This window comes from Corynebacterium sp. A21, from assembly GCF_052266655.1.
Classification (GTDB): Bacteria; Actinomycetota; Actinomycetes; order Mycobacteriales; family Mycobacteriaceae; genus Corynebacterium.
Genome location: NZ_JBQPQY010000006.1, coordinates 89199 through 113441, shown reverse-complemented (window position 1 = coordinate 113441; position 24243 = coordinate 89199). Strand labels below are relative to the sequence as shown.

21 protein-coding genes are annotated in these 24243 nt (G+C 59.6%); 13 read left to right on the top strand and 8 right to left on the bottom strand.

All coding sequences use genetic code 11. The annotated features are described in order from the left end of the window. Positions 1–2: 2 nt before the first annotated feature. The 4 genes from ACTU46_RS10740 to ACTU46_RS10725 form a co-directional block, all read right to left on the bottom strand. Positions 3–1784, bottom strand: coding sequence for a hypothetical protein (locus tag ACTU46_RS10740; RefSeq protein ID WP_443381663.1), 1782 nt, complete (start codon positions 1782–1784; stop codon positions 3–5). 124 nt (positions 1785–1908) lie between these two features. Further along, positions 1909–2541, bottom strand: coding sequence for a hypothetical protein (locus ACTU46_RS10735; protein WP_443381662.1), 633 nt, complete (start codon positions 2539–2541; stop codon positions 1909–1911). 245 nt (positions 2542–2786) lie between these two features. Next, entirely contained in the window at positions 2787–3365 is a 579-nt protein-coding gene (locus ACTU46_RS10730) for a PepSY domain-containing protein (protein ID WP_443381661.1), read from the bottom strand. 200 nt (positions 3366–3565) lie between these two features. After that, positions 3566–4057 carry a LysM peptidoglycan-binding domain-containing protein gene (locus ACTU46_RS10725; RefSeq protein WP_443381660.1) on the bottom strand — a complete coding sequence of 164 codons (492 nt, stop codon included), beginning with the start codon at positions 4055–4057 and terminating at the stop codon, positions 3566–3568. A gap of 528 nt (positions 4058–4585) precedes the next feature. On the opposite strand from ACTU46_RS10725, the gene ACTU46_RS10720 reads away from it, so the two are divergent. Continuing rightward, on the top strand, positions 4586–4846 hold the full coding sequence (locus ACTU46_RS10720) for a LuxR C-terminal-related transcriptional regulator (RefSeq protein ID WP_443381659.1): 261 nt from the start codon (positions 4586–4588) through the stop codon (positions 4844–4846). A gap of 248 nt (positions 4847–5094) precedes the next feature. Continuing rightward, positions 5095–5457: a hypothetical protein gene (locus tag ACTU46_RS10715; protein WP_443381658.1), complete on the top strand. Its 363-nt coding sequence runs from the start codon at positions 5095–5097 to the stop codon at positions 5455–5457. Positions 5458–5559: 102 nt separating this feature from the next. On the opposite strand, the gene ACTU46_RS10710 is transcribed toward ACTU46_RS10715, so the two are convergent. Then, complete coding sequence (locus tag ACTU46_RS10710) at positions 5560–6993, bottom strand: GuaB1 family IMP dehydrogenase-related protein (RefSeq protein WP_443381657.1); 1434 nt, start codon at positions 6991–6993, stop codon at positions 5560–5562. A gap of 375 nt (positions 6994–7368) precedes the next feature. Between ACTU46_RS10710 and ACTU46_RS10705 the strand changes: the two genes are divergently transcribed. After that, positions 7369–7605, top strand: coding sequence for a helix-turn-helix transcriptional regulator (locus ACTU46_RS10705; protein ID WP_443381692.1), 237 nt, complete (start codon positions 7369–7371; stop codon positions 7603–7605). Between the two features lie 236 nt (positions 7606–7841). On the opposite strand, the gene cspB is transcribed toward ACTU46_RS10705, so the two are convergent. Continuing rightward, positions 7842–9299, bottom strand: coding sequence for an S-layer protein PS2 (gene cspB / locus ACTU46_RS10700; protein WP_443381656.1), 1458 nt, complete (start codon positions 9297–9299; stop codon positions 7842–7844). A 1005-nt stretch (positions 9300–10304) separates the two neighbouring features. On the opposite strand from cspB, the gene ACTU46_RS10695 reads away from it, so the two are divergent. Together ACTU46_RS10695 and ACTU46_RS10690 are read left to right on the top strand one after the other, a co-directional pair. Beyond that, on the top strand, positions 10305–13100 hold the full coding sequence (locus ACTU46_RS10695) for an ATP-dependent Clp protease ATP-binding subunit (protein ID WP_443381655.1): 2796 nt from the start codon (positions 10305–10307) through the stop codon (positions 13098–13100). A 160-nt stretch (positions 13101–13260) separates the two neighbouring features. Further along, positions 13261–13431 carry a DUF4236 domain-containing protein gene (locus ACTU46_RS10690; RefSeq protein WP_443381654.1) on the top strand — a complete coding sequence of 57 codons (171 nt, stop codon included), beginning with the start codon at positions 13261–13263 and terminating at the stop codon, positions 13429–13431. Positions 13432–13655: 224 nt separating this feature from the next. Here ACTU46_RS10690 and ACTU46_RS10685 read toward each other — a convergent pair whose 3' ends face one another. After that, the gene (locus ACTU46_RS10685) at positions 13656–14246 is read right to left on the bottom strand and encodes an HAD family hydrolase (RefSeq protein ID WP_443381691.1); all 591 of its coding nucleotides are present in this window, start codon (positions 14244–14246) and stop codon (positions 13656–13658) included. Positions 14247–14408: 162 nt separating this feature from the next. Here ACTU46_RS10685 and ACTU46_RS10680 point away from each other — a divergent pair, with 162 nt between their 5' ends. From ACTU46_RS10680 to ACTU46_RS10655, 6 genes are all read left to right on the top strand, one after another. After that, on the top strand, positions 14409–15260 hold the full coding sequence (locus ACTU46_RS10680) for a MurR/RpiR family transcriptional regulator (protein ID WP_443381653.1): 852 nt from the start codon (positions 14409–14411) through the stop codon (positions 15258–15260). 45 nt (positions 15261–15305) lie between these two features. Beyond that, a complete protein-coding gene (locus tag ACTU46_RS10675; RefSeq protein ID WP_443381652.1) occupies positions 15306–17444 on the top strand; it encodes an outer membrane protein assembly factor BamB family protein in 2139 nt (712 codons plus the stop codon). A 110-nt stretch (positions 17445–17554) separates the two neighbouring features. After that, the gene (locus tag ACTU46_RS10670; protein WP_443381651.1) at positions 17555–18388 is read left to right on the top strand and encodes a carbohydrate ABC transporter permease; all 834 of its coding nucleotides are present in this window, start codon (positions 17555–17557) and stop codon (positions 18386–18388) included. Continuing rightward, positions 18385–19206, top strand: a complete 822-nt coding sequence (locus ACTU46_RS10665; protein WP_443381650.1) for a carbohydrate ABC transporter permease — start codon at positions 18385–18387, stop codon at positions 19204–19206. Before ACTU46_RS10670 ends, ACTU46_RS10665 begins: the two co-directional genes overlap by 4 nt. 61 nt (positions 19207–19267) lie before the next feature. Beyond that, on the top strand, positions 19268–20605 hold the full coding sequence (locus ACTU46_RS10660; RefSeq protein WP_443381649.1) for an ABC transporter substrate-binding protein: 1338 nt from the start codon (positions 19268–19270) through the stop codon (positions 20603–20605). Between the two features lie 2 nt (positions 20606–20607). Further along, positions 20608–21714, top strand: coding sequence for an ABC transporter ATP-binding protein (locus tag ACTU46_RS10655; RefSeq protein WP_443381648.1), 1107 nt, complete (start codon positions 20608–20610; stop codon positions 21712–21714). 106 nt (positions 21715–21820) lie between these two features. On the opposite strand, the gene ACTU46_RS10650 is transcribed toward ACTU46_RS10655, so the two are convergent. Further along, positions 21821–22705 (bottom strand): A/G-specific adenine glycosylase, encoded by an 885-nt coding sequence (locus ACTU46_RS10650; RefSeq protein WP_443381647.1) that lies wholly within the window; start codon positions 22703–22705, stop codon positions 21821–21823. A 67-nt stretch (positions 22706–22772) separates the two neighbouring features. Here ACTU46_RS10650 and ACTU46_RS10645 point away from each other — a divergent pair, with 67 nt between their 5' ends. Both ACTU46_RS10645 and ACTU46_RS10640 read left to right on the top strand, forming a co-directional pair. Next, on the top strand, positions 22773–23396 hold the full coding sequence (locus ACTU46_RS10645) for a carbonic anhydrase (protein ID WP_443381646.1): 624 nt from the start codon (positions 22773–22775) through the stop codon (positions 23394–23396). Between the two features lie 101 nt (positions 23397–23497). Beyond that, on the top strand, positions 23498–24235 hold the full coding sequence (locus ACTU46_RS10640) for a hypothetical protein (RefSeq protein ID WP_443381645.1): 738 nt from the start codon (positions 23498–23500) through the stop codon (positions 24233–24235). Positions 24236–24243 lie beyond the last annotated feature (8 nt).

Genomic DNA, 24243 nt, shown 5'->3' with positions numbered 1-24243 from the left:
GATCAAGTGGTCAGTGCCAGCACCTGCCAGCCATTGGCGGGGGACCATGTAGCCAGTCGGTCTACGATCTGGTTGCTATCGTTCCACAGCGCGACGAGGATCAACTCGCCGGTGCCGTACACCGGCTCCGCCCGGTGGGTCTCCGGTGCGGTGAAGGTGGTGAGGGTGACTACTGTTTGGGCATCTACGAATCTCAGTCTGCTGGATTCCGCATTACTGAACACCACCTGCGTGCCCACCTTCCTGCCCAGTTCGGGAGCGCCTTCCTGGGGCGAAGGCTCCGAAGAAAAGGTGTCAATGGCATAGATTTCCTGCACATTCAGATCCTTGTCCAGCACCAGCAGGTTGCTCATGGACCAGACAATGATCTGCTCGCCGAGCTGATACCCATCGTTGATCACCCAGCCCTCAAGGTCCACCTCCTGGAACAACGCCGGATGTGTTCGGAGGAGGGCCTGGGTAGCTCTCTCCTTGGCCCGGAGAACATGGAGATCGGTATCGAGAGTGGTGTAGAATTCCCAACCCTCCGGCACCGCAGGTAGGACCTGTTCTGCCGTCTCTTCCAATTCGGGGAGAGTCCAGGCCGTAGTGAAGTTCCACGCGAGGGGACCCTCCTTGAGAACCACCGGCATGTCGGTGGGCGGGTAGCGGTGATGGAGGAGCTCGCCGGTGCGCCGGTCATAGCCGCGGATGACCGGGCGTCGGTACTCCGCCACCCACAGAGTTTCTGCATCCGCTGCGACGGAACCATCCCGGTGGGGTTCCAGCGGCGGGGGAAGCGCACCGTCCAGGGTTACATCGATGATGAGGTCCTGGTCGTAGTGGTGGACTGCAGTGACCACCACGTCAGTGGGTTCACTGAAATCGGCGTAGCCGGCATCCCGGAAGTACCCCCTCAACTCCTCTTCCTCACGCAGCGGTTCCTCCGGCTGCAGGAGTGCCGACCAGCCCTGCGCCCGGAACGTGTAGCGGCGGTGGTCGGTGTCATCGCGGGGGTCCAGGAGCCCGCGGCGGGTGGTCAGCAATCCCGCCAGGGGAGGTTCATCCAGGGAGAAGGAGAGGCGGAGCCTTAAGTTCTCACCCGGTGTCCAGTCCGGCATGGAACCTTCCAGTGCATCCTGGCCACAGTAGATCCGCAGCTCACGTGGCCCTTCGGGGGTTGGTGGAAGAACCGGCGGTTCCGGTCTCGGCGCTGGCTCCGCGGATTCCTCACTCAACCCCGGTGGAGTCTGGGTGGGCCCCTCCCAGGTCGGTGAAGACCAGGAGTCAGGAAAGGTGACTTCGGTTGCCTGCAGCATCTCGGTGGCATCCTCCATCTTCAGGATCACGCCATATTCGGTGTCGATGGTCAAGGTGAATTCAGCCAGGGGAACGATCACCACCGGCCTGCCGATGAAGACGGTTTCCTGCACCGCTGCTGCGTTGTAGCCACTGAATGACCTGAGGACGAGGGGAAAACCCAGGAAATAGGGCATGAGTCCGAAGGAAGCGACATCGCCTCCGGGGTGGAACGAGGGCACGGGATCACCTTCAAAGTGCCATGCCCCCTGCTTCGTGCGCCGGAGAATATCCTCGCCATCACGGAGCACATGCAGTTCCCAGCCGTTACGGTGCACGCTGAGTCCAGCAGGGTCCACCGCCAACAGGATTGACCCACCCATCATCCAACCGAAACCGGATTCCCGTGTTTTGATGGTTCGCGCCAAATTCATCTTCGTGGCGACTGACTTTCCGGATGCCAGAAGCTCCAGAAGGCTGTTGATGGAATGCTCACCGGGATTCATACCTACTTAAGGTAGTTCCCACCAAGGGGTTATTCTCTGCTTCATCAGTTTCGGCCCGGCTCCAGAGACTGCGGACACCCTGCGCGATACGTCCCAGGAACCCGACCCTCGGGGACACCAGCTGCTATTGGAGCATCTGGGACTGGCAGGACATGGCGGCAGAGATCAGCGCCTCATTGTCCGCCGGGGTCATGGCGGTGTCATTCTGGTTGACCAGGGCGGTGGTCACTGAGGTATTTCCCTGGGCGATCAGGGAGTCGGCCATGCAGCCATAAGCCTGCTCGGCCAACTCCGGGGAAATCTGGCTCATGTCCTGCCCAGAGGCCCCCACTACGGCGGCCAGTCCTTCGGCAACGGCCTGACGGTCCGGCTGGCTGTTGCTCGGGGCCTGCTCCGCCGGCTGTTCTTTGGGTGCTGGAGCGGCCTCCGGCAGGACCTGCTCAGCGCCGGGGGTGGCCGTGGCTGGAGCAGGGGTTCCCGCTGGAGCATTCGAATCCTCCTGGCCCGAAGTATCTTCTGCGCCCCCAGTTGCAGCACCCGCTGCCGCGGCGGCGGACTCCTCCGGGTTGGCTTCCGCGGTGCTGGACTCCACCGGAGATTCCTCCACGTTGCTGGTCACGCTGCTGGACACGGTGGTGGTGGAGCTACTCGCCGAGGTGGTCTCGCCAGGCGCACTCTCCCCACTTGAGCAGGCCCCCAGGAGCAGCGCGGATCCCAGGATCGCGGCGGTAAGTGAACGGGAGGCAAGCCTCTTCATGATGAGCCTTTCTGCATTCTGAAAGCGGGGGACAACAGTGACACGCTACTTGGTGGCTCACCCGATCAGCGCGATATTGATCCCGGCGCGGCCTCGCAAAGCGGCGCAACCGGTGCACGACCGCGTTTCCTACCCACTGGGCCGGGAACGGATGAAAGCGGCACTGATCGCGGTGCGGGCAGGGGAGGACTCCGGCAGCTCCGGCGGTAACCACCCCCGACTCCAGGTGTGCCCAGCGGCGAACCCTAGCTTGCGGGCAGGTTCAGCTCGGCGAGATCCCGGTGCTCAGCATTGTCGAGGTCGACCTCCCAGGAGAGAAGCCCGTCATCCTCGTCCAGCTGGGCTTCGTCAAGAACACCGTCTGGGTGCTGTGTCAGGGCGTCGCGGATGGCGTCGGCAGCGGTGACGGTCGCGTCCTGAGTTCCGCGGATGTCATCGTCATCGTTGTCGCGCTCTTCTTCCTGGATGGTGCCGTCGACGCCGACCTTCACCTCGATGAGGTGGCCGTCGACCACGATATCGATGTCATAAGCGTCGCGGTTATACGCGCGGTCGACGCTCCGGATGATGCCGTCGGCGTACTCTGCCAGAACAGCATCGATCACGCCGAAGACTGGGTCATCGCCGGTCGGCCGGTCGGCGGTTTCTTCCGAGGTGGCTGCCTGGCTGGTGGTGGCTTCGCTGCTCGCCGCGGCGCTGGTGTCCGTGGTGACGGTCTGGGTCACGGTCTCCGGTGCGGAGGTGTCTTCTGCCCCGGCGCAGGCGGTTAACGCGAGGGCGACGCTGAGAACGATGCCGACAGTGCGGGCAGAACGGGAAGTCATACTGTGAAAGCTCCTTAAATCAGTTCGGAGAGCAGTCGGTGGTGCGGTCTCTGGCTACGGTCCCACTGTAGATGTCCGAAATACACCGGCGGCCCACGTCCCGGTGCTCAGGACCGCGGCCAGGAACGAGAACGCTTATCGACGCCGCGCCCCGCACCAGGTTAGTGCGGAGTGCGGCGCCGATAAGCGGTGGGGGCTTCTCAATCTGCCCGCGGTACCCGGATGAGGTCGCCGACGTGAATCAGGTTGGGGTTGGTGATCGAGGGATTCGCGGTGACCAGTCGGTGGTAGAGATTGCCGTTGCCATAGTGCTGCTGGGCGATCGCCCACAGCGTCTCGCCGCTGCGCACTACATGCTCCAGGTAAGAGGTGTAGCCGGGTACGATCCGCGCACCCAGGATGACTGGTACCACGACACGATCGAGGGGAGAGCCATCCTTGGCGGAAGTGTGGAAGACCTCAACAAAGGCCACCACATGGGTGAAGGCGGCTCCGGCGGTATCGGCTGACACCTGGAACTGGCCGTGTCCGCCGACTCCGTCGCCAGCCATGAAATGGCCACCGACCTCATCGTGGCCCTCGGTGATCAGATAGTTGTAGCTGGCTTCGAAGGCCCCGCCAGCGGTGCCGGCGATCTGGACGGTGGTGCCGACAATGTCATAGGGCTGTGGCTGCTGAACATGGATGCTCATGGTGGTTTCTCCTGCGGGGGTTTCGCTGACGGTGGGGTGTCTTCAACGAGGAGGTTTGCACCGTCTGAAAAACGCGGTCCGCACCTCATCCGCCGTCGTCCGAGACACTGCCGGACATGGCGGGATCAGGTAGATGTAGGCATTCAGGTGAGACTATCATCACATAATTTCACCTATCGGACAATGCTGTGGGTGCGTACGGGTGAAGGCGTGGCCTGGGTGCGGGGGTGGCTCTCGCGGCATTTGGGGGTGGCTTTTCCTGTGGGCCCGAGCTGCTCGGAATGGGCTAATTTGTCCAGACTATTCCTGAATTCCAACTGAGAAACAGTATGGGCTAAATGTCCATGTGATTGGGTAGCCCTATGTGGGGGAGTCGGTTCTAAATAGTACGTTTGAGCAGGTAATTGTGATGACACTAGTTTGGGTGGCGCTGGAGCAAACGTCTGGTCTTCCGAAGCTCGTTCCCTGAGAATCGAGTCAAGATCATAAACCACTTAATCAATGCTTATTCTCCTTAAAGGGGGCCCCATGACTCTGCATGCCGTTACCGAATTCATCTCGCCCAAACTCACCGCCCGGGAAATCGAGGTCTCGCTCGCTTGGCTGGCTGCGGCTTCCAAGTCGCGGGCTGGAAGCGCCCTTCACATCACCGCAGATACCGTGAGCAGCCATATCGCCAGTGTCAGGAAGAAGTACCTGGCGGTGGGGCGTCCCGCAGCAAGCAAGTCTGACCTGCTGCTGCGGCTGATGGAAGACCAGATCTATCGCCCCGATGCATATCGTGGATAACCCTGCCGGCCCTGTCTATCTGCGGTATGTCGGGCGTGACGGAGCAGGATGATCTGCTCTGGGCCCACCTTCACCGGCATCCTCATGGCGGTGAGCTCCGCGCCAGGTTCCCGGTGAAGAGTTGGTAGTCGGAGCGTTCTTGTTCCTCACTCCAGATATTTGGCCAGCGTGAAATCCGCCCTACCCGGAATTGACCTTCGCCGGTGGTGAAGTAGGATTCCGCACCCAACTGGTGGTACTGATCCGGCATGGCTCGGCCGCAGCTGCGGGATCCAGGCGTCCGACCTTCATTGGAAGGGAGCACCGGCTCGGGTGGCCTCCCGGAAGCCGCAGTGGGGCAACGGCGTGGTGGCCGGGATCGGGCGGGGGCCGATAAGCAGCTCCGTCACCCTGGCTGGATTAAAGAACTCGGCCGCTTTCCAGATACCTTCACACAGTTCAAAGAGCTTTTCGACGCCGAGATCGCTCGGCGGCTGCTCCTCCCCGCCGAGGAAACGCGTCATCCAGCGTGGCGGCCCGCGGTGCGACCGGGCGGCCACGTCGGGTTTGGTGGATTCGGCCCGGCGCTGCCAAAGGTCGCCCGGGTCGTTGAGTCCGAGGACCCGGGCTAGGTTTCCCCGAAAAGGTTCACGCCGCGCTGCTATTCAGCGCGGTGTGAACCTTTTGCTGTCCGTGCTTTACCACGCCCGCCCCAACCCGGAAATCTGGCGCACCTAGCGCGAGTACCTGGCCTTTCCCTCGGCATAACCCTCCGCGGACTGCACCCCGATGACCGCACGATCATGGAACTCCGGGAGGGATGCCGCACCAGCGTAGGTGAAAGATGAGCGCACCCCGGAGATGATCCGGTCCACCAGATCCTCCACTCCGCCATTCTCCGGGTCGAGATAGATCCTGGCGGAGGAGATACCCTCCTCAAACATGGTCAGCCGTGCGCGTTCGAAGGCCGCCACCGCCAAGGTCCGGGCCTCGACCGCACGACGGGAAGCCATGCCGAAGGATTCCTTGTACTTCCGGCCATCCGAATCAATGTGCAGATCCCCGGGGGATTCAAAGGTCCCGGAGAACCAGGAGCCGATCATCACATTCGAGGCACCGGCAGCCAGTGCCAGCGCGACATCGCGGGGGTCCCGGACCCCACCATCGGCCCAGACATGGGCGCCCAGCTCATGCGCCGCTGCGGAACACTCCAATACCGCCGAGAATTGCGGACGGCCGACACCGGTTTGCATGCGGGTGGTGCACATCGCACCGGGGCCGACCCCGACCTTGATGATGCTTGCCCCGGCTGCCACCAGATCCCGGACACCCGCAGCGGTGACCACATTTCCGGCGGCGATCGGAATCCCGAGATCAAGGGCGACGATCCGCCTCAGCGCCTCGAGCATTCCCACCTGATGGCCATGCGCGGTATCCACCACGAGAACATCGGCACCTGCCTCGGCCAGGATTCTCGCACGTCCCTCGACATCGCCATTGATCCCGATCGCGGCCCCCACCCGCAGCCGCCCCTCAGCATCGACGGCGGGGGAATAGATGCTGGCACGCAGCGCACCCTTCCTGGTGAGCACCCCCTTCAGCCTGCCCTCGGCGTCCACAACCGGGGCTAATTTACGGCTGGCCTCGGTGAGCTGGGTGAAGGCGCTCTGCGTATCCAGCCCTTCCGGTAGCGTCAGCAGATTCCGGCTCATCAGTGCCTTGACCTGAGTGAAGTTGTCCGCCCCGCGAAGGTCCTTATCAGTGATCATGCCAATGGGAAGGTCACCGTCCACAACGATCGCAGCCCCATGGGAACGCTTGTGCAATAGGTTGCGGGCATAGCCGACAGAGTGATGTGGCTTGATGGTGATCGGAGTATCAAAGACCAGGTCAGCGGACTTTACCTTGGCGATGGTCTCCGCGGCGATCTCCGCCGGGACATCCTGCGGCAGGATCGCGATGCCACCGCGACGGGCGATGGTCTCAGCCATGCGACGGCCAGACACCGCCGTCATATTGGATACCACCAGTGGAATTGTGGTGCCGGTGCCGTCCTGGGTGTTGAGGTTCACTGACATTCGAGAACCCACTTCAGAGTGGTTAGGGACCATGAACACATCCGCATAGGTCAGCTCATGGGCTGGGAGGGCGTCATTGAGGAAGCGCATCGGGGGAATTCCTTCCGTCGGGGGACTCTCACCGCGAGGATACCGAGGCCGCCGGACGCCTGTCTGAGGTTTGCCGGTAGGGGCGCTTATCAGAGCCGTTCCCGGCACCCGGTTTGCTCCTGAGGGGCGCCAGAAAGTCAGGAATAAGTAATTATGAATATCATGAGAAGTCGCTTATCTGCAGTTTTCGATTGTGGCGTTATGTCCACTTGGTTGGATATCGATCCGACTTCAGTGAATTGGGTTTAGATGTACCCCTATATGTGCAATGTGCAGGGCATTCTGTGAATATTTTCCGAGATTAAAGGGAAACCCGAACGGGTGCAAGCTAATATAAGAAGAACATGAATATCTTAACCGGGAGGCAGTTTCGTGATGAAAAGTGACGAGTTGGTTGCTCCGCAGTTGAGCAAGCGAGAGCTTGAAGTGGTTCTCACCTGGCTCTCCAAGGTCTCCAAGCGGGAAGCTGCTACTCAATTAGGTGTTTCGGAGGACACTATCCGGACTCACATCGCCCGGGTTCGTGGAAAATATATGAGCGTTGGCCGGGCGGCGAGCACCAAGTCTGATCTGATGATCCGGATGATCCAGGACGGGTTGTACACCCCCTAACCTGAAATCTTTTAGCCATACAAAGGCCCTGTCATACCGGTTGGTATGACAGGGCCTTTTCGTGTCGCTGGCATCCGCTCCGGTGGGGGAGATGTCTCGGAACCGGAGGCGACTCCAGCAGGTTATGGGCATAAAGAAACCCGCTTCTCCGCGTCAGTTGACTTGGAGAAGCGGGTTGTGTCGTCTTCAGCGACTTTCCCTACTCACCTTGAGTCCCGAAAATTCGGGAAGGTGATTTAGCGCAGGAAGCTGGAGATGAAGGGGAAAGCAGCAGCGATCAGGGCAGCGATGCCACCGATAGCGGCGATCAGGCCGAAGAGGCCAGCGTTGTCAGAAGAGGAGCCAGCGGGCTTCTCTGCCGGGGGGGTCGGCGCCGGGGTGTTGTTCTTGTCCTCGAGGGCCTTTGCGATGTCATCGAGAGCCTTGATGCGGGCTTCCTCGAGCTCCTTAGCCTCGGCAGCAGCCTTCTCGGCAGCCTCACGGTCGGCCTCAGCCTGGTTGCGATCGTCAATGATGTTCTGATCGAGCAGCTCGACGCGCTCCAGAGCTTCCTGCCATACCCAGCCGTTGATGAAGATCTTGGCGTAGGTAGCGGTAGCAAACTCGACCTTTTCGATGAAGTACTGCTTCTCATCGTCGTTGGCGAGGAGGTCAGTCTCCCAGACCAGGAAGCCTGCTACGGCAGCGTCGTCAGCCTCTTCCAGCCAGTTCAGGTTCATCTGGAGACCGTTGAAGATGTCGAACAGGACCTCGCGGTACTCGGTGCGCAGGGTGCTGTCGCCCACGAGCTCGTTGTTCTGGAAGAGTTCGATGTAGCGCTCTGCGACGCTGAATGCAGCTTCGACGACACGCAGGGTATCGCGCTGGGCGGTTGCGCGCTCAAGGAACAGCTGGCGGACCAGGACGTCAGACTTCTGGGCCTCGCGGTTGGAAGCCTTGGCGACCTCGTAAGCCTCGGTGACGGACTCCAGGTCGTTGTCCAGGGAGTTCTTCAGGGCCTCGAGAGCAGCCATGTGGGTGCGGTTGACGTACTCGCCATCGGCGATATCGATGTTCCAGTCGCCGGCCAGGTCCCACTGCTCATTGACGGTGATCTGGAGCTCCACCAGCTGCTTGAAGACATCAACCGCGGTAGCGTCAGTGGCGACGGCCGGCAGGTTCGGCAGGATCACGAAGGTCGGGACGTGGGTGTTGGCAGCGTTGACATCGTTGATCAGAATGTTCAGCCCGCCGAGAACGGCATTCAGCTCAGCCACGAAGGCATCCCAATCAGCTTCTGCCTGCCGGTCTGCCTCAAGGGCGAATCCGACGGATGCGCGAGCGTTCAGGATGTTCTGGGCAGAGATAGCGAGCTGAGCGGAAGCCTCATTCTTTGCCTCTTCGAAGGCGACCTTTGCGGCCCCTTCGGACGGGTCGAAGCCGTCGCCACCGAGGTTGATGTAGGCCTCGATGACGCTCTCGAGGGAGGTGGCGCCCTGGAGGCCCGCGAGGTAGCTGGCGGTGGCATCCGTCTGGGTGCGAAGTTCTGCCTCGGAGATGTTCTGCGGGGAAACGGGCTGAGCGGCGGAGCCGTCCTGCTCCTGGAAGTTGCCATCCTGGGTCTGGGCGTATGCGGGGATAGACAGGCCAGAGAGGCCGGTAGCTACGGCGACGGCGCCGGCGAGAGCGGCGGTGCGAAGGCGGTTCTTGAACATGAGTGAAACTCCTGAGATAAATCGGTGTGGGTTATTAAAGACCCGAGGCCGAGCCTGTGGGGCCAGCAAGGAAAGTCCACTACGAAAAGAAAGTACCTAATTAGAGATTCTTAACCTTTCGCAATGCCTGGCGACTCAGTCGCTGAGTAAGACCTTAGGGAAGTTTTAGGCTTTCCGCCTAGCCCTTGTGGAGGCTTTATAAGATCTTACCTTTCGGAATACTCCACGGAAGATTGGCGGGATAACGTCTCTTATCAGGGGTTATGGGTGATTTATTTCTAGATTTCAATCGATCTAATGAATTAGTTTTGACCAGATAATGAATCCGATCGGGTGACCAACTGAGGGGGTGAAAGGTCCTTTATTGCCCGGATATAAGAATATATATATGTAAATTCATGGACAACCTTAGAAAAGTAAGGAGATATATACCTGCCGTTTACCTGTTGTTATAAATAATTGTGCACATAAAAGTATTGACAAATCACTCCGGATGATTTCGTCAAGGGGCAGTTATTTTTATTAACCGAATTTTTCCCGATGAATGATGGAGAAGCCCACGCTGACGGGCCCCTTTGTAATGAAGTCGGCAGTTGGTCTCTGATGATCGGTTAGCTCAGTGGCAACAGGGAGTTGTGCGAGGCCGATGGAGTGGGCTTTCGGATCTGTTTCCGATACGGCCCTATATATAGGGCAGAGAGTGCCTGCCTGTACTGCCCGCAAGAATTTGAGTCAACGCGTTTGCAAGGTCTTTTCCATTCCATGTCGGGGTGTTGAACGCTGGGCCAACTATAGGTCGCTGGAAAAGACCGGAACCTGGGCGATGCGGCGTTGAAAGTAGAGTGTTCGCTACCGGCGTACAGCCCTAAAATAGTCTGTCTACCTGCGTAAATAGTGGAAAATCCTGGCTATTTCAGGTACTCCCTTTTTAAGGTGCAAGGAATTGGCCCGGCCGGGCGTTAAAGTAGGTGACATTAAGTAGACCGTGAAGGTTAGGGGTAAAAGATGTTCGAGAGATTCACCGACCGCGCACGTCGCGTCATCGTCCTGGCACAGGAAGAGGCGCGCATGCTTAACCACAACTACATCGGAACCGAACATATTCTTCTCGGTCTCATCCATGAGGGTGAGGGTGTAGCTGCTAAGGCCTTGGAGTCCATGGGTATTTCCCTGGATGCCGTTCGCCAGGAGGTTGAGGAGATCATCGGTCAGGGTTCACAGCCCCACACCGGTCATATCCCCTTTACCCCGCGTGCCAAGAAGGTCCTCGAGCTCTCATTGCGTGAGGGTCTGCAGATGGGCCACAAGTACATCGGTACTGAGTTCCTGCTGCTCGGCCTGATCCGTGAAGGTGAGGGCGTTGCCGCCCAGGTCCTCGTTAAGCTCGGCGCCGACCTCCCGCGCGTACGCCAGCAGGTTATCCAGTTGCTCTCCGGCTACGAGGGTGGCCAGAACGATGAGCCGGATGCACCGCAGGGTGCAGGCGCTGGCCCGGTGGGTGCTGGCTCCGCTCCCGGCGGTGCCGCCGGCGGCCGCGGTGGCCAGTCCGGTGACCGTTCCAACTCACTGGTCCTGGACCAGTTCGGTCGTAACCTGACCCAGGCTGCCAAGGACGGCAAGCTGGATCCGGTGGTCGGTCGTTCCAAGGAGATCGAGCGCATCATGCAGGTGCTCTCCCGCCGTACCAAGAACAACCCGGTGCTCATCGGTGAGCCCGGCGTCGGTAAGACCGCAGTGGTGGAGGGGCTGGCCCTCGACATCGTCAACGGCAAGGTTCCGGAGACCCTGAAGGATAAGCAGGTCTACTCGCTGGACCTGGGTTCCCTGGTCGCGGGTTCCCGTTACCGTGGTGACTTTGAGGAACGTCTGAAGAAGGTTCTCAAGGAAATCAACCAGCGCGGTGACATCATCCTCTTCATTGATGAGATCCACACCCTGGTCGGTGCCGGTGCCGCTGAGGGTGCCATTGATGCTGCTTCACTGCTGAAGCCGAAGCTGGCACGTGGTGAGCTCCAGACCATTGGCGCCACCACTCTGGATGAGTACCGCAAGCACATTGAGAAGGACGCCGCTCTGGAGCGTCGTTTCCAGCCGGTTCAGGTTCCGGAGCCCTCCGTCGAGGAGACCATTGAGATCCTGAAGGGTCTGCGTGATCGTTACGAGGCTCACCACCGTGTCTCTATCACTGATAGTGCCCTGGTTGCGGCAGCCAACCTGGCTGATCGCTACATCAACGACCGCTTCCTGCCTGATAAGGCAGTGGACCTCATCGATGAGGCCGGTGCACGTATGCGCATCAAGCGGATGACCGCTCCCGAGGGGCTGCGCGAGATTGATGAGCGCATCGCTGATGTCCGTCGCGAGAAGGAAGCGGCGATCGACGCCCAGGACTTCGAGAAGGCTGCTGGCCTGCGCGATACGGAGCGCAAGCTGGGCGAGGAGCGTACTACGAAGGAAAAGCAGTGGCGCAACGGTGACCTCGAGGAAATCGCTGAGGTCGGCGAAGAGCAGATCGCTGAGGTCCTCGGTGCCTGGACCGGTATCCCGACCTTCAAGCTGACCGAGGAAGAGTCCTCCCGACTGCTGCGTATGGAGGAGGAAATCCATAAGCGCATCATCGGGCAGGAAGAGGCTGTCATGGCTGTCTCGCGTGCGATCCGTCGTACCCGTGCCGGCCTGAAGGACCCGAAGCGTCCTTCCGGTTCCTTCATCTTCGCCGGTCCGTCCGGTGTGGGTAAGACCGAACTGTCGAAGGCTCTCGCGCAGTTCCTCTTCGGTGAGGACGATGCCCTGATTCAGATCGACATGGGCGAATTCCATGACCGCTTCACCGCGTCCCGGCTCTTCGGTGCACCTCCCGGATATGTCGGCTACGAGGAAGGCGGCCAGCTGACCGAGAAGGTCCGTCGCAAGCCTTTCTCTGTGGTCCTCTTCGATGAGATCGAGAAGGCACACAAGGAGATCTACAACACGCTTCTGCAGGTGCTGGAAGAAGGTCGTCTGACCGACGGCCAGGGTCGCGTCGTGGACTTCAAGAACACCGTTCTGATCTTCACCTCGAACCTGGGTACCGCTGACATCTCCAAGGCTGTCGGACTGGGCTTCTCCGGCTCCAATGAGACGGACTCCGATGCTCAGTACGATCGGATGAAGAACAAGGTCAACGATGAGTTGAAGAAGCACTTCCGCCCCGAGTTCCTTAACCGTATCGATGAGATCGTGGTCTTCCACCAGCTGACCCGCGATCAGATCGTCCAGATGGTCGAGCTGCTCATCGGTCGCGTGCAGAAGGCTCTGGGCGCCAAGGACATGGAGATGGAGCTCACGGACGTGGCCAAGCAGCTCCTGGCAACCCGTGGCTTCGACCCGGTGCTCGGTGCCCGACCGCTGCGTCGCACCATCCAGCGTGATATCGAGGACGCCCTGTCCGAGAAGATGCTCTTCGGTGAGCTCGGTGCCGGCGAGATCGTCACGGTCGACGTCGAGGGCTGGGACGGCGAGTCCAAGGACACCGACGGCGCGAAGTTCGTCTTCACGCCGCGTCCGAAGCCGCTGCCAGCGGGCGAGTTCTCTGAGCTCTCCGTCGAAGCTGCTGCCGCTGTCAAGGACGTCGACAGCGCAGCAGACGGCGATGTTCCGGAGACCGACCGCGTCACTGACGAGGACCTAGACCGGATCATCGACGAGGGCCGTCGCATCTCTTCCAGCGAAACCCCGAACTATGAGGGTGGCGCCTTCGGTAACGGCGAAAGTGACTCCGGTGAGCCTGGCCCGCAGCCGGGTGCCCAGCCGCAGAAGTAAACAGCTTCCCTAGCCAGACGCGGCAAAGACCCTGTCCATCCTCCCAGTAGAAAGCCGGGAGAACGGGACAGGGTCTTTTGCTGCCTAAATTTGCGGCTTCGGGAACGTATACTGGGAGATCATTCTCACCGATCTTGAGCGAGCAGGAGCCGAAACCGCCATGGGCATCATCTTCCGTCAACGCAAGAAGCTCGGCAAGAACAGCTGGCTGAACCTCTCCGGTTCCGGTGCATCGGCTTCGACAAAGATCGGGCCGGTCACCCTCAATAGCCGCGGTGGAGTATGGGTGAAGCTTCCGGGTGGACTGAACTTCCGTGGCCGATGGAAGTAGCCGCTTACGCTGCCGGCGGAGAATGCTCAACAGATAGCGGCGGAGGACCCCTGCCCCGCTGGACCAGATGGGCGATCTGAAAGCCTCGTGACGGCACCTCGGGCACCAGGGGTCATGGGAAGGCGCAGAACAACGGGTTGCGCTCGGCCATCGTTTAGCGGGCTTGCCACCGCCCGAGTGACGGTGTCCCGGAACCTGCCGGGGAGAGGGGGAGCCGTCAGTGGCTAGCTCATCGCGATGGTAGCGAGTTCCTGGAAACTGTGCGCAAAGTGGTCCGGTGCCGCCGCTTGGAGGCGCGCATTTGACTGGTAACCCCCGGAAATAGCGATGGCTTCATACCCCGCGCTACGTGCGGAAAGGACATCATAAGCGGTGTCGCCGACATAGAGGTAGCGGCCTTCTTCGCTTTTTAGGTTTCGCAAACAATTTTCCTTGTCTGCGACGGATGAATGAACGAAATCGAAGACCCCCTGCAACTGGGCGGCCTCGATATCAAAGGTCAGGGATTTTTGATTTGCGGCGGTCACCACCCCTAACATCACGCCCTTGCTTTTCAAGGTGTGAATGAGATCCGCCGCGCCGCTGCGCATTTGAGCCGGGTTTTGCATGCCCTCGTTCCACTTGGCTTCAGTTGTACCCAAGTTCTCTTCGGCAACCCCGAGCTCGCTGAGCCATTCCGTCATGGGCAGGGTGAAGGTCTCCTGGAACTCCAGCGTGCTCACGGGGTTGATCCCGCAACCCTTAAGCGCTGCGTTAGTGGCGTGAACTGCCCGTTCTACATCTGACATGACTGTGCCATTCCAGTCGAAAATCAAGAAGGTGCGCAATTTTCCTCGCTAAATATTGGGGGAGACTTCCTGGGTCATCGCCCATCCTATGTGAAACATTATTTCAGATTACCAAGATGAATGAAACATTCATACATTGTTTACTCTGAAATCCTTTTTCGTTCATAGTTGGGTCGTAGCTTTAGCATCATGAACGAAACAGGAAATGCCGCCTCCGGAACCGGGGGCATACTCGAGCAGCTTCGCTCGTACTTGCCATCCTTTTCCCCGGCAGAGCGCAAAGTTGCCGATGTCGTACTGCTGGACCCGATAGCGGTGCTGAACGATTCGGTGACGCAACTGGCACTGAAGGCGGAAGTGTCCCCCGCCACGGTGATTCGGATGTGTAATGCGATCGGATTGCGGGGCTTCCAGGACCTGAAAACGCAAATTACAATTCACCACATTCCGTCGGCTGCGCCGGGGGAGATTCCCGGCGAGAACCCCATCCAGGAGGTTCTACAAGAGTCGGCGAAGGCACTGATAGATGCCGCTGCCGTCATCAATGTAGAAGCTGTGGAAGTTGTGGCGGCCCATCTGGCTGGTGCACGCCGTATCCACGTGGTTGCAGTGGGCACCTCATCGATGCTGGCTCGTGACTTCACCTACCGACTGAGCATGTTGGGCATGCACTCCACCTTCATTGGTGATGTTCACGCCCAGCATGTGTGGGCGAAAATGCTGGGCCCTGAAGACGTGTTGTTTGCGATCAGTCATACCGGTTCTACTTTTGAAACCATTTCAGCAGTGCGCTCCGCACGTGAGGCTGGCGCCAGGATTACCGCGCTCACGAGTTTCACGAGTTCGCCGCTGACCGAATTATGTGACTCCTACGTCATTGCAGGAAGCGCTGAAACCAAGATCCGCGTGGAAGCAACCTCTAGTCGATTGGTTCATATGGCGGTCCTCGATGCGATCCATGTGCTGCTTCGGAAACAGGTACCAGGTGCAGAGAAGGGCCTCAAGGACACCGCCGAAGTTATTGCCGAACACCGTTATTGATTTCGTTGTATCGATGCTGAAAATAACTATTGAGGAGTGTGGATAATGCATGGTCGAGTGGTGGGGCCTAATGGCCCTCTGAACGGAATCGCAGTTTCAAACACGGTCGATGTGGTCGAAACTGACCTCGAAGGAAACTTTGACCTTCCTGATCGCGGAAAATTTGTGATGGTCAGTGCGCCCGAGAACTTTCGCGCTGAGGACTGGTGGAAGCCAGCTACAAGCCAGGCAATGGAGTTTGTCCTTGAGCCCCGGAAGAGCACAAGTCCATATCGATTTATCCACCTGACGGACATTCACCTGTCGATCGGTGGGCAGACATCTGATGAGACCGCGCGAAGAAAACAGTCGCTCTACAGTGAAGGTACGACACCGGCAGAGCTCAAGAGGTTCTTCAACCTGGTAGAAGAAGAGTACTCCGAGATTGACGCGGTTTTTGTCACCGGAGATCTGGTTGATCTCGGGATCGACGAGGAATTCATCGCGCTTAAGAAGCTTCTTGCTGAGTGCAGCATTGAGGTTCATGTCATTCCGGGCAATCACGATCATATGGCTGGTCGTTCTGAGTCGGTGGTGTCGCCGAATAACTATCTGACCAATGCGGCTTACCCCGAGAACTATGAGCGCCATTTCGGTCCTCGGTGGTTCAGCTTCAACGTTCCGGGGCTACACGTGGTGTCCCTTGACTGGCTCACCTTTGAGTTGGGGATGGATACAGCGGAACAATTGGAGTGGCTGCGTCAGGACCTGGCTTCGATCCCGTCGGAGCAGCCATGGGCGCTGCTGTTTCATGACCAGCCTTCATCAACTCTGCTGGATCATGTTCCACGTCTGCCGATCGCCACCTTCTCAGGGCACTGGCACACGTCCCGAATCGTGAAGGTTGACGGTGTCCTCCATGTCAACACTCCTCCCACCTTCTTTGGTGGTCTCGACTACAGTCCGCCGATGATCCGGTTCATGACCTGGGATGGTTCAGATTTCGAGATTGATTCCCTGGTCTGGCAGCACTCGGCCGATACCAGGGAGAGTCAAGTCTGGCGGAAAGCGACTATTCGATCAGGTGGCGCCATCCTCAGTCCACTGCTCGCATGGCAGACAGATATTGGTGGTGCCGGCCATCGACAGACCCCTGTCGTAGCCGGTGACCGCGTCTTCGTGGGTTCGCAGTTCGAGGACGGCGTCGGCGGTGCCGTCGAGGCATTCCGGATCTCTGATGGGACTCGTCTCTGGCGCTATCAGAGTGAAAATGCAGTCAAGGCCACCCCGGTTCTGGTCGGCGGAAAGTTGATAGTGCACGAGGTGACCGGTGATGTGGTGGCACTTGACGCCGGATCCGGCGAACAGTTGTGGAAGGTGCCATCCTCGGATCCACTCCGCAGATTCGCCTGGGGATCTCCGGTCGCCGCCGGCACCATGATCGTGGTCGGTGATCAGGCTGATCTGAGGGCAATTGACGCCACCTCCGGAGACGTCATCTGGCGGCGGACCGACATTGCGCCGCACCATAATCTGGTCAACCACTCCGCACCGCTGATCCATGAGGGTCGGATCTTCGTCGGTTTTTGGCCGAGCCCGGATCACCCCGTCGGGTTGAACCTCAGTGACGGCAGCGATGCGTGGGCGAGAACCTCCCCGGAAGTTTCGGAAGAATCACTCGGCGAGAAAAAACGCCTGCTCATCATGGGAACAGCCAGCCATGATGCGCTCACGGATTCGGTGCTGATGCCAGCCTTCTCGCAGACCATTTCCTTGGATTCCTCCAGTGGCGCGATGCGCTGGAGTGCACCAAACCCAGGTCGCTTCAGCCCGTCCACACCCATACCGACTCCGAAGGGAATTTTAAGCACCGTTATCGGACACGGCCTGCAGATGTTGGATTCAACTGATGGATCTGTGCTCTGGGAGTTCCAGGTGAAGGCAGATTCACCATTCCCGATGCAGCCGTACTCAAAGGGCCATGGGCCCGTTCTCGCCCAACCAACACTGGTCGACGATCAGATTCTGCTACCTGGTCTTGACGGCAAAATCCGTATTCTATCGCTCGATGGAAAACTACTGGCCGAGAAGAATATCGGCCTGCCGATGGCATCGCCGCTTTCTCTGAGCAACGAATATCTCCTCGGCCTCAGCCTCACCGGATGCCTTTTTGCAGTGGAGTTGAAAGGACTCCGATGTCTATAACTGAAGCTTTCTACTCGGACCAAGAACTACCTCCTCGATCGTTACCGGCGGCCCGTACACCTGAGGAACGATCACGATCTGCCAGGTGGCGCCGTTGGGCCCCAGGAATCATGGTTGCCCCAATGGTGATCCTGGCAAGCATCTTTATCCTGATTCCGGCCATCCTCACCTTCATCGGTAGCTTCTTCAGCATTCCCTTCACCGGGGGAGAGTGGAAGTTCGTCGGTTTCGACAATTTCACCCGTGTCTTCTCTACCACACAGATTCTGAAGTCGATTCTCAACACCATCATCTATTCGGTGCTGACGATCATCCCGAGTCTTGTGATCGGTCTTGCCCTGGCATTGGGTGCTGAGAGCCTGACCCGGGGAAAAGCGCTGGTGCGTACCCTGCTTTTCCTGCCGATGACGGCGAATCTGGTCGCCATGGCAGTGGTCTTTGCCTACATCTTCGATTACCGGATCGGAATCCTCAACTCTCTTCTGGGGTCCGTCGGTGTGTCCCCGATCAACTGGCTGGGTGAGACCAACACTTCCTTGCTCACGGTAGCGCTGGTCGGAATCTGGCGAACCTCCTCATTTACGATGATGATCTTCTTCGCGGGTCTGGCCACCATCCCCGGAACCATGAATGAGGCGGCGCGGATGGACGGTATCAGTGGGTTGACCAAGGTCTTCCGGATTACCCTCCCGGCGATGAAGCCCAGCGTTGTCTTCGCCACGGTCATGGCGGTGCTGCAGTCAGTACAAGCCTTCGACACCGTCCGGGTGATGACGGATGGCGGACCGCAGTATTCTTCCGAAGTCATCCAGACCATGGCCTGGCGGATGGGCTTCGAGTACTTCGACCTCGGCACTGCATCTGCGCTCTCCTTCATCATGATCGCGGTGTTGATCGCGGTCGGTCTTTGGCAGCGAAAGGTCCTCGGAGGTCGAAACGAATGACAAACATCAAACAATCTGGCCGGTTCCTCTTTCTGGCCCTGGCAACCGTGTTTTCAGTATTCCCCTTCTATTGGATGCTCAAGACCTCGGTTAGCCCGCATGACCAGGTCACCACCACTGGTGTGAACCTGATCCCCACCGAGTTTGACCTGTCCGGGTACCAGCGGGCCTGGGAAGTTGGCGGCATCGGTCAATCCATGGTGGTCGGCCTCGTCGTCGCCCTGGGTATTCTTATCGCCCAACTCATCACCTGTGTGCCGGCCGCCTACGTGCTGGCGACACATCGTGCGGCCTGGACCGGAAAGATATTCACCTTCGTGATGATCTGTCTGCTGATCCCGAGCCAGGTCATCATGATCCCGCTGTTCATCGGAATCAATCAGGTGGGCCTCGGCGACACCTTGGCTGCACTGATCCTTCCCTTCTCAACGTCGGTGCTTGGCACCTTCATGATCCGTAACCAGATGCTGTCCATCCCACCGGCGCTATTGGAAGCGGCGGCGATGGATGGTCTGGGTCCCGTCAAGACACTCCTGCGGGTGGTGGTCCCGATGTCAACGCCGGGTATCGCTGCATTCAGTATCTACTCGATTTTTGTGCACTGGAACGACTACATGTGGCCGCTGCTGGTCGCCCGAAGTCCCGAACTGCGGACGCCCCCGCTGGCGCTGGCGATCTTCCAGGACGCTGCGACCGGGTTTGATTATCCGGCGCTGGCAGCCGGCGCGACGATCGTCACGGTGCCCATCATCCTGATCTTCCTCTTTGGACAGAAGTACTTCGTCCAGGGGATGAGCGGTACCGAAATCACCGGTTAAGAACACCTCTCCAAGCTCCTCACCTTCACTCCTCAACACTTGTAGAACAGGAACTCACAGCATGCTTAATCTCAAGGCGAAGAAACTGAGTATTGTCACCGCCGCCACTGCTTTCGGCCTGGCGCTCACCGCTTGCGGGGAGACCAGCAACCTCAGCGCAGCTGCACCCACCGATGGTGCAGAGGTGGCGGAAGCCACCGATATCGATACCTGCGACCCCAACGAGACCATCAAGGTCTCCTACAATTCGCTGGCCACGGAACCCATGGACACCGCCATTGAGGCAATGGGGGAGAGGTTCCCTGAGCTGACAATTGATGCGACGCCTTCTGCCTCCACCGACTATGGTGAGCTGACTCAGCAGATCGTCTCCGATATTGCCGTGGGCAACCGGCCGGATGTCATCATGTCGGGACTGGGACAGATGCAGTTCTGGGTGGACTCCTACGCACCCAACCCGGTTGATGTCGAGACACTGCCGGAGGACTACCAGACCCAGTTCCTGGGTGCTGGCACTGCTCGCGATGGGGTCACCTACCTGGCTCCGGCCCAGATCTCCGCCCCCGTCATGGCGGTCAACCAGGACATCCTCGACGAGGCAGTTGCCGGCAACGCAGAGGACATCAAGACCTATGAAGATCTCCTCAAGGCAGCACAGCTGATCGCGGACAACACTGACTTCACTCCGGTGTCGCTCCCGCCGCAGGGTCTACCGGAGTGGTTCACCCAGGCAATTCTGCAGAACTCCGGAGCGGACATGGCCAAGGAGGACGGTACCGCCGCATTCGGTGATGAAGCTGGAATCGCGGCTCTCGATATCTGGTCGGAGCTGTCGAGCCGGGGCTTGGAAGCAGGTGTGCCGAAGGAAACTGACGCCATCAATCTTTTCGGTGCCGGGGAACTCGGACTCTCCATCATCACCACCTCCAATATCGCAAATCTGCAGAGCGCCATCGATGGTTCCTTCAACTGGACTCCGATTCGCCTGCCCAGCATTGATGGCGTGCAGGACCGTCCGCTTCCGGCCGGCGGCAACGGCTACATGGTGCTTTCCGAGGACTCCTGCCGGGCAGCCTTCTCCAGCGAGCTGGTTTCCGAACTGCTCCAGCCCGAGACTGTGATGCAGGCTTCCGGAACCCAGCGCAGTTATATCCCGGTGAGCCGCGAAGCCCGTGAGGAGCTCCTCGCTTCGGATGCCGCGACCCCGCAGATGACGTTCGCCTGGACCTTCGAGAACGAACTCACCCAGTGGGGCGATGGCTTCCCCGGTGAGCACACCGCAGCCATCTACGATGCGATTCAGCTGATGGATGAGAAGCTGCAGCAGGGAGATGACACCGCCACGGTTGTCACCGAAGCCGTTGACACCATTGATGGAATTGTGGGAGGAACCAAGTAACAATGTCCGAAGTCTATATTTTCGATATTCACAAGAGCTTCGGAGACGTCGCGGCACTCCATGACATCAATGTCTCCGTCGCATCGGGGGAGAACCTGGCGATCCTGGGCCCCTCCGGATCCGGAAAGTCAACACTCCTGCGGATCATCGCCGGGCTGGAGACTCCCGATGGTGGCGAGATCAATTTCGATGGAAAATCACAGAAGGGCATCCGTCCCGAGGACCGGGATGTTTCGATCGTGTTCCAGAGCTACGCGCTCTACCCGCATCTGAGTAATCGGGAGAACATCACGTTAGGCCTGCGCCACGGTAAGAAGCTCAGCCGTATCGAAGCCGATAAACGAGCCACGGAAATTGCCTCGGTGATGCAGGTGGAGCACCTGCTCGATCGGAAGCCTAAACAGCTTTCGGGCGGGCAACGGCAGCGCATTGCCCTGGCTCGCGCACTGGCACGCAGAACCAGCATCGTGCTGCTCGATGAGCCGCTTTCGGGTCTGGATGCGCAGCTGCACGCCACCCTGCGAGTAGAGATCTCGGCCCTGCTTCAGTCCGTGGGAGCCACCGGAATTAACGTGACCCATGATCAGGGAGACGCTATGGCGATGGCGGACCGGATCGTGGTGCTTAACAAGGGAAGGATTGAGCAGCTCGGTACGCCTGATGAGCTGTACCAGGTACCGGAGACCCTTTTCGTGGCCAGCTTTGTTGGTACGCCGCCCATGAACCTCTTTGCAGTTGAGGAGCGAAAGTCCGTTTTTGGTTCCCACCGATTCCCGGGAACCGGGGAAATCACGGTCGGCGTGCGTCCGGAGCGGCTCTACCCCGGGATTCCGCCGGTTGATTCCCCAGATATCTGGCGGCTGCGTGGTCGGATCGTACTGGTGGAGCCAGCTGGGCGTGAAAGAATCGTCCATATCCAGATCAAGGGTCTTGAGACCTTTGCAGTTCTGGTCCAGAACAAAGATGTTTCTCCGGTGGGAACAGTCGTTGATGCCTGGTGCGAAGCAGATCATGTCCACGTCTATGACAACGAGAGTACGAAACGCATCGGCAACGCCAGTGAGCTTGGCTTAAAGCTTGTCCGGAGTGAGCAGGACGTGACACAGTAGGAGCGGAATTCCCGCAGCCGGAACCGCGCATCCAGCAAGCTGGCGGAGATACCTTAACCGGGTCTCCGTCAGCTCTTGGTTGGGCTGAGTGACCAAGCGGCTGAATCTAGCTCGGCAGGTGGAAGCGGCCTGCCTCATTCTGTTCCGCCAGACCATCCTCCAAGAGGGAATAGAGGGCCCGGGAGCGCTGCACCGCATCAGGCCAGACCACATCGATCTCGCTCTGCGGTACTGGGGAGGACGCCTCCCGGAGCACTGCCATGATCAACCCGCGTACCTGGCGGTCGGTGCCGGCAAATTTCTGCACCCGGCGTTTCGCCGCAGATTTCTCATCCTCACTCGGTGCCGGACAGCCGGCCTTCTGCCAGGCGCACTGGCTACGCACCGGACACAGTTCACACTTCGGTGAGGTGGCGGTACAGACCAGTGCTCCCAGCTCCATCATCGCGATGGAGAATCGCGGCCCGGTGTCCTCATCCCGGGGCAGGAGCTCAGCCACCTGGCTGAGCTCCTTTTTCGACGCCGGGCCCGGGAGGAATCGGGCGTCGATAAGCCGGTGATAGACCCGGCGGACATTGGTGTCCACCACCGGCACATTCTGGCCGAAATGGAAGCACGCCACCGCCCGGGCGGTGTAGTCGCCGATCCCGGGCAGCGCGAGGAGCTTATCGACATCCTCGGGCACGCGGCCCCCGTGATGCGCGACGATCTGGCGGGCGCATTCCAGCAGCCGCAGGGCGCGGCGAGGGTAGCCCAGCTTGCCCCAGGCGCGTAGCACTTCATCGGTGGAGGCCGCGGCGAAGGCTTCGGGGGTGGGCCAGCGGTTGATCCATTCGAGCCAGATCGGTTCCACCCGGGCGACCGGGGTCTGCTGGCTCATCACCTCGCTGAGGAGAACTCCCCAGGCAGAGGTGTCGGGGGAACGCCAGGCGATGTCGCGGGCGTTGGCATCGAACCAGTCGATAAGGCGGAGTTGAATCAGGGAGCGCATGGTGTATTTCAGTCTAAGTCTGTGACCCGTGTAACTGTTTGATCAGGTCTGGTGGAACAATAGAATCATGCCGATGAAAAATGTCGAAAGTACGCCGCAGGCAGTCTGGGAAGCACTCCAGGAGGGCAACGAGCGTTTTATCCAGTACCGGGCACAACGTCCCAATCAAGACCCCACCCGACGCTATGAACTGCGCTCCGGGCAGAACCCCCGCGCAGTGGTGCTCTCCTGTTCAGATTCCCGCGTCCCCGTGGAGATGATCTTTGACGTCGGACTCGGGGATCTTTTTGTGATCCGTACCGCCGGCGAGATCCTCGACCTCGCGGTCCTCAGCTCCTTGGAATACGCGCTGGAGGAACTCAAGGTGCCGATGGTGGTGGTCATGGGCCACGAGTCCTGTGGCGCCGTCAAGGCCACCGCTGACGCCCTGGCTGGCGGACATATCCCCTCCGGTCTGCAGCGAGTCCTGGTGGAGAAGGTCAGCCCTTCGATCCTGGTGGCCAAGTCCAAGGGCTATCACTCCATTGAGGACTTCGAGCGCGAGCACGTTGTGGAGACCGTGGATCAGGTCATCTCCCGCTCTCCGGTGATGCAGCGACGCCTGGTCTCCGGCGATGTGGGCATTGTCGGTCTGCGTTACCGCCTCACCGATTCCGTAGCTGAGACCGTGATCACCCAGGGTGTGGATTAACGCCGGGGGTGACCTCAGATGGGGCTTCAGCAGGGGGAGAAGGGCAAGACACACCCCGCTACTGCCCACGCTTGCGCCGGAGTCAGAATAAGCTGGGGACTGTGACACCTAAGAATCAGCGTCTCCCTGAAGAAATCTACGTCCGCCGCCGTGTCGCGGCCGCCGTGGGTCTTCTCGTGGTCGTCGCCTTGATCATCTGGGGCCTGGTCGCCCTGGCTGGTGGCGGGGAGGTCTCGGAAGAGACCCCAGCCGCCGACACCACCCAGGCTGCCGAGGCCACCGAGACCACCGCACCCTCCGAACCCACGGAATCCTCCGAACCGGGTAGTAGTGAATCGGAGAGCACTGCATCAGAAAGCCCCCGGGACCAGGCGGCCAGTGAGGCTTCGCCTTCCCCGAATTCTTCGGAATCCTCGGAAAGCGCCACCAGCACGGAAGATGCCAAGCAGAGCTGCGCTCTCTCGGACCTGCAGGTTACCGCCTCCAGCGATCAGCCCACCTATGGCTCCGGAGCGAGCCCGACCTTCTACATGAAGGTGCGGAACCCCACCGCCGTGGACTGCGAAATCGACCTGAGCCAGAACACCATGCGTTTTGAGGTGTACAACCTGGCCAGCAACCAGCGGATCTGGTCTGATGTGGACTGTAATGCCCCCATCGGATCCGGCAAGGAGACCTTCGAGGCTGGTTCCGAGCGTAACTTCCAGGCGGTCTGGTCGCGCACCACCTCCTCCCCGGATAGCTGCAGTAGCCGTGAACTGGTCCCCGCAGGGGCCTTCTTCCTGCACGGGGTGATCGGGCAGAACGCCTCGAATTCCTACACCTTCAACCTGGGCTAAAGCCCACT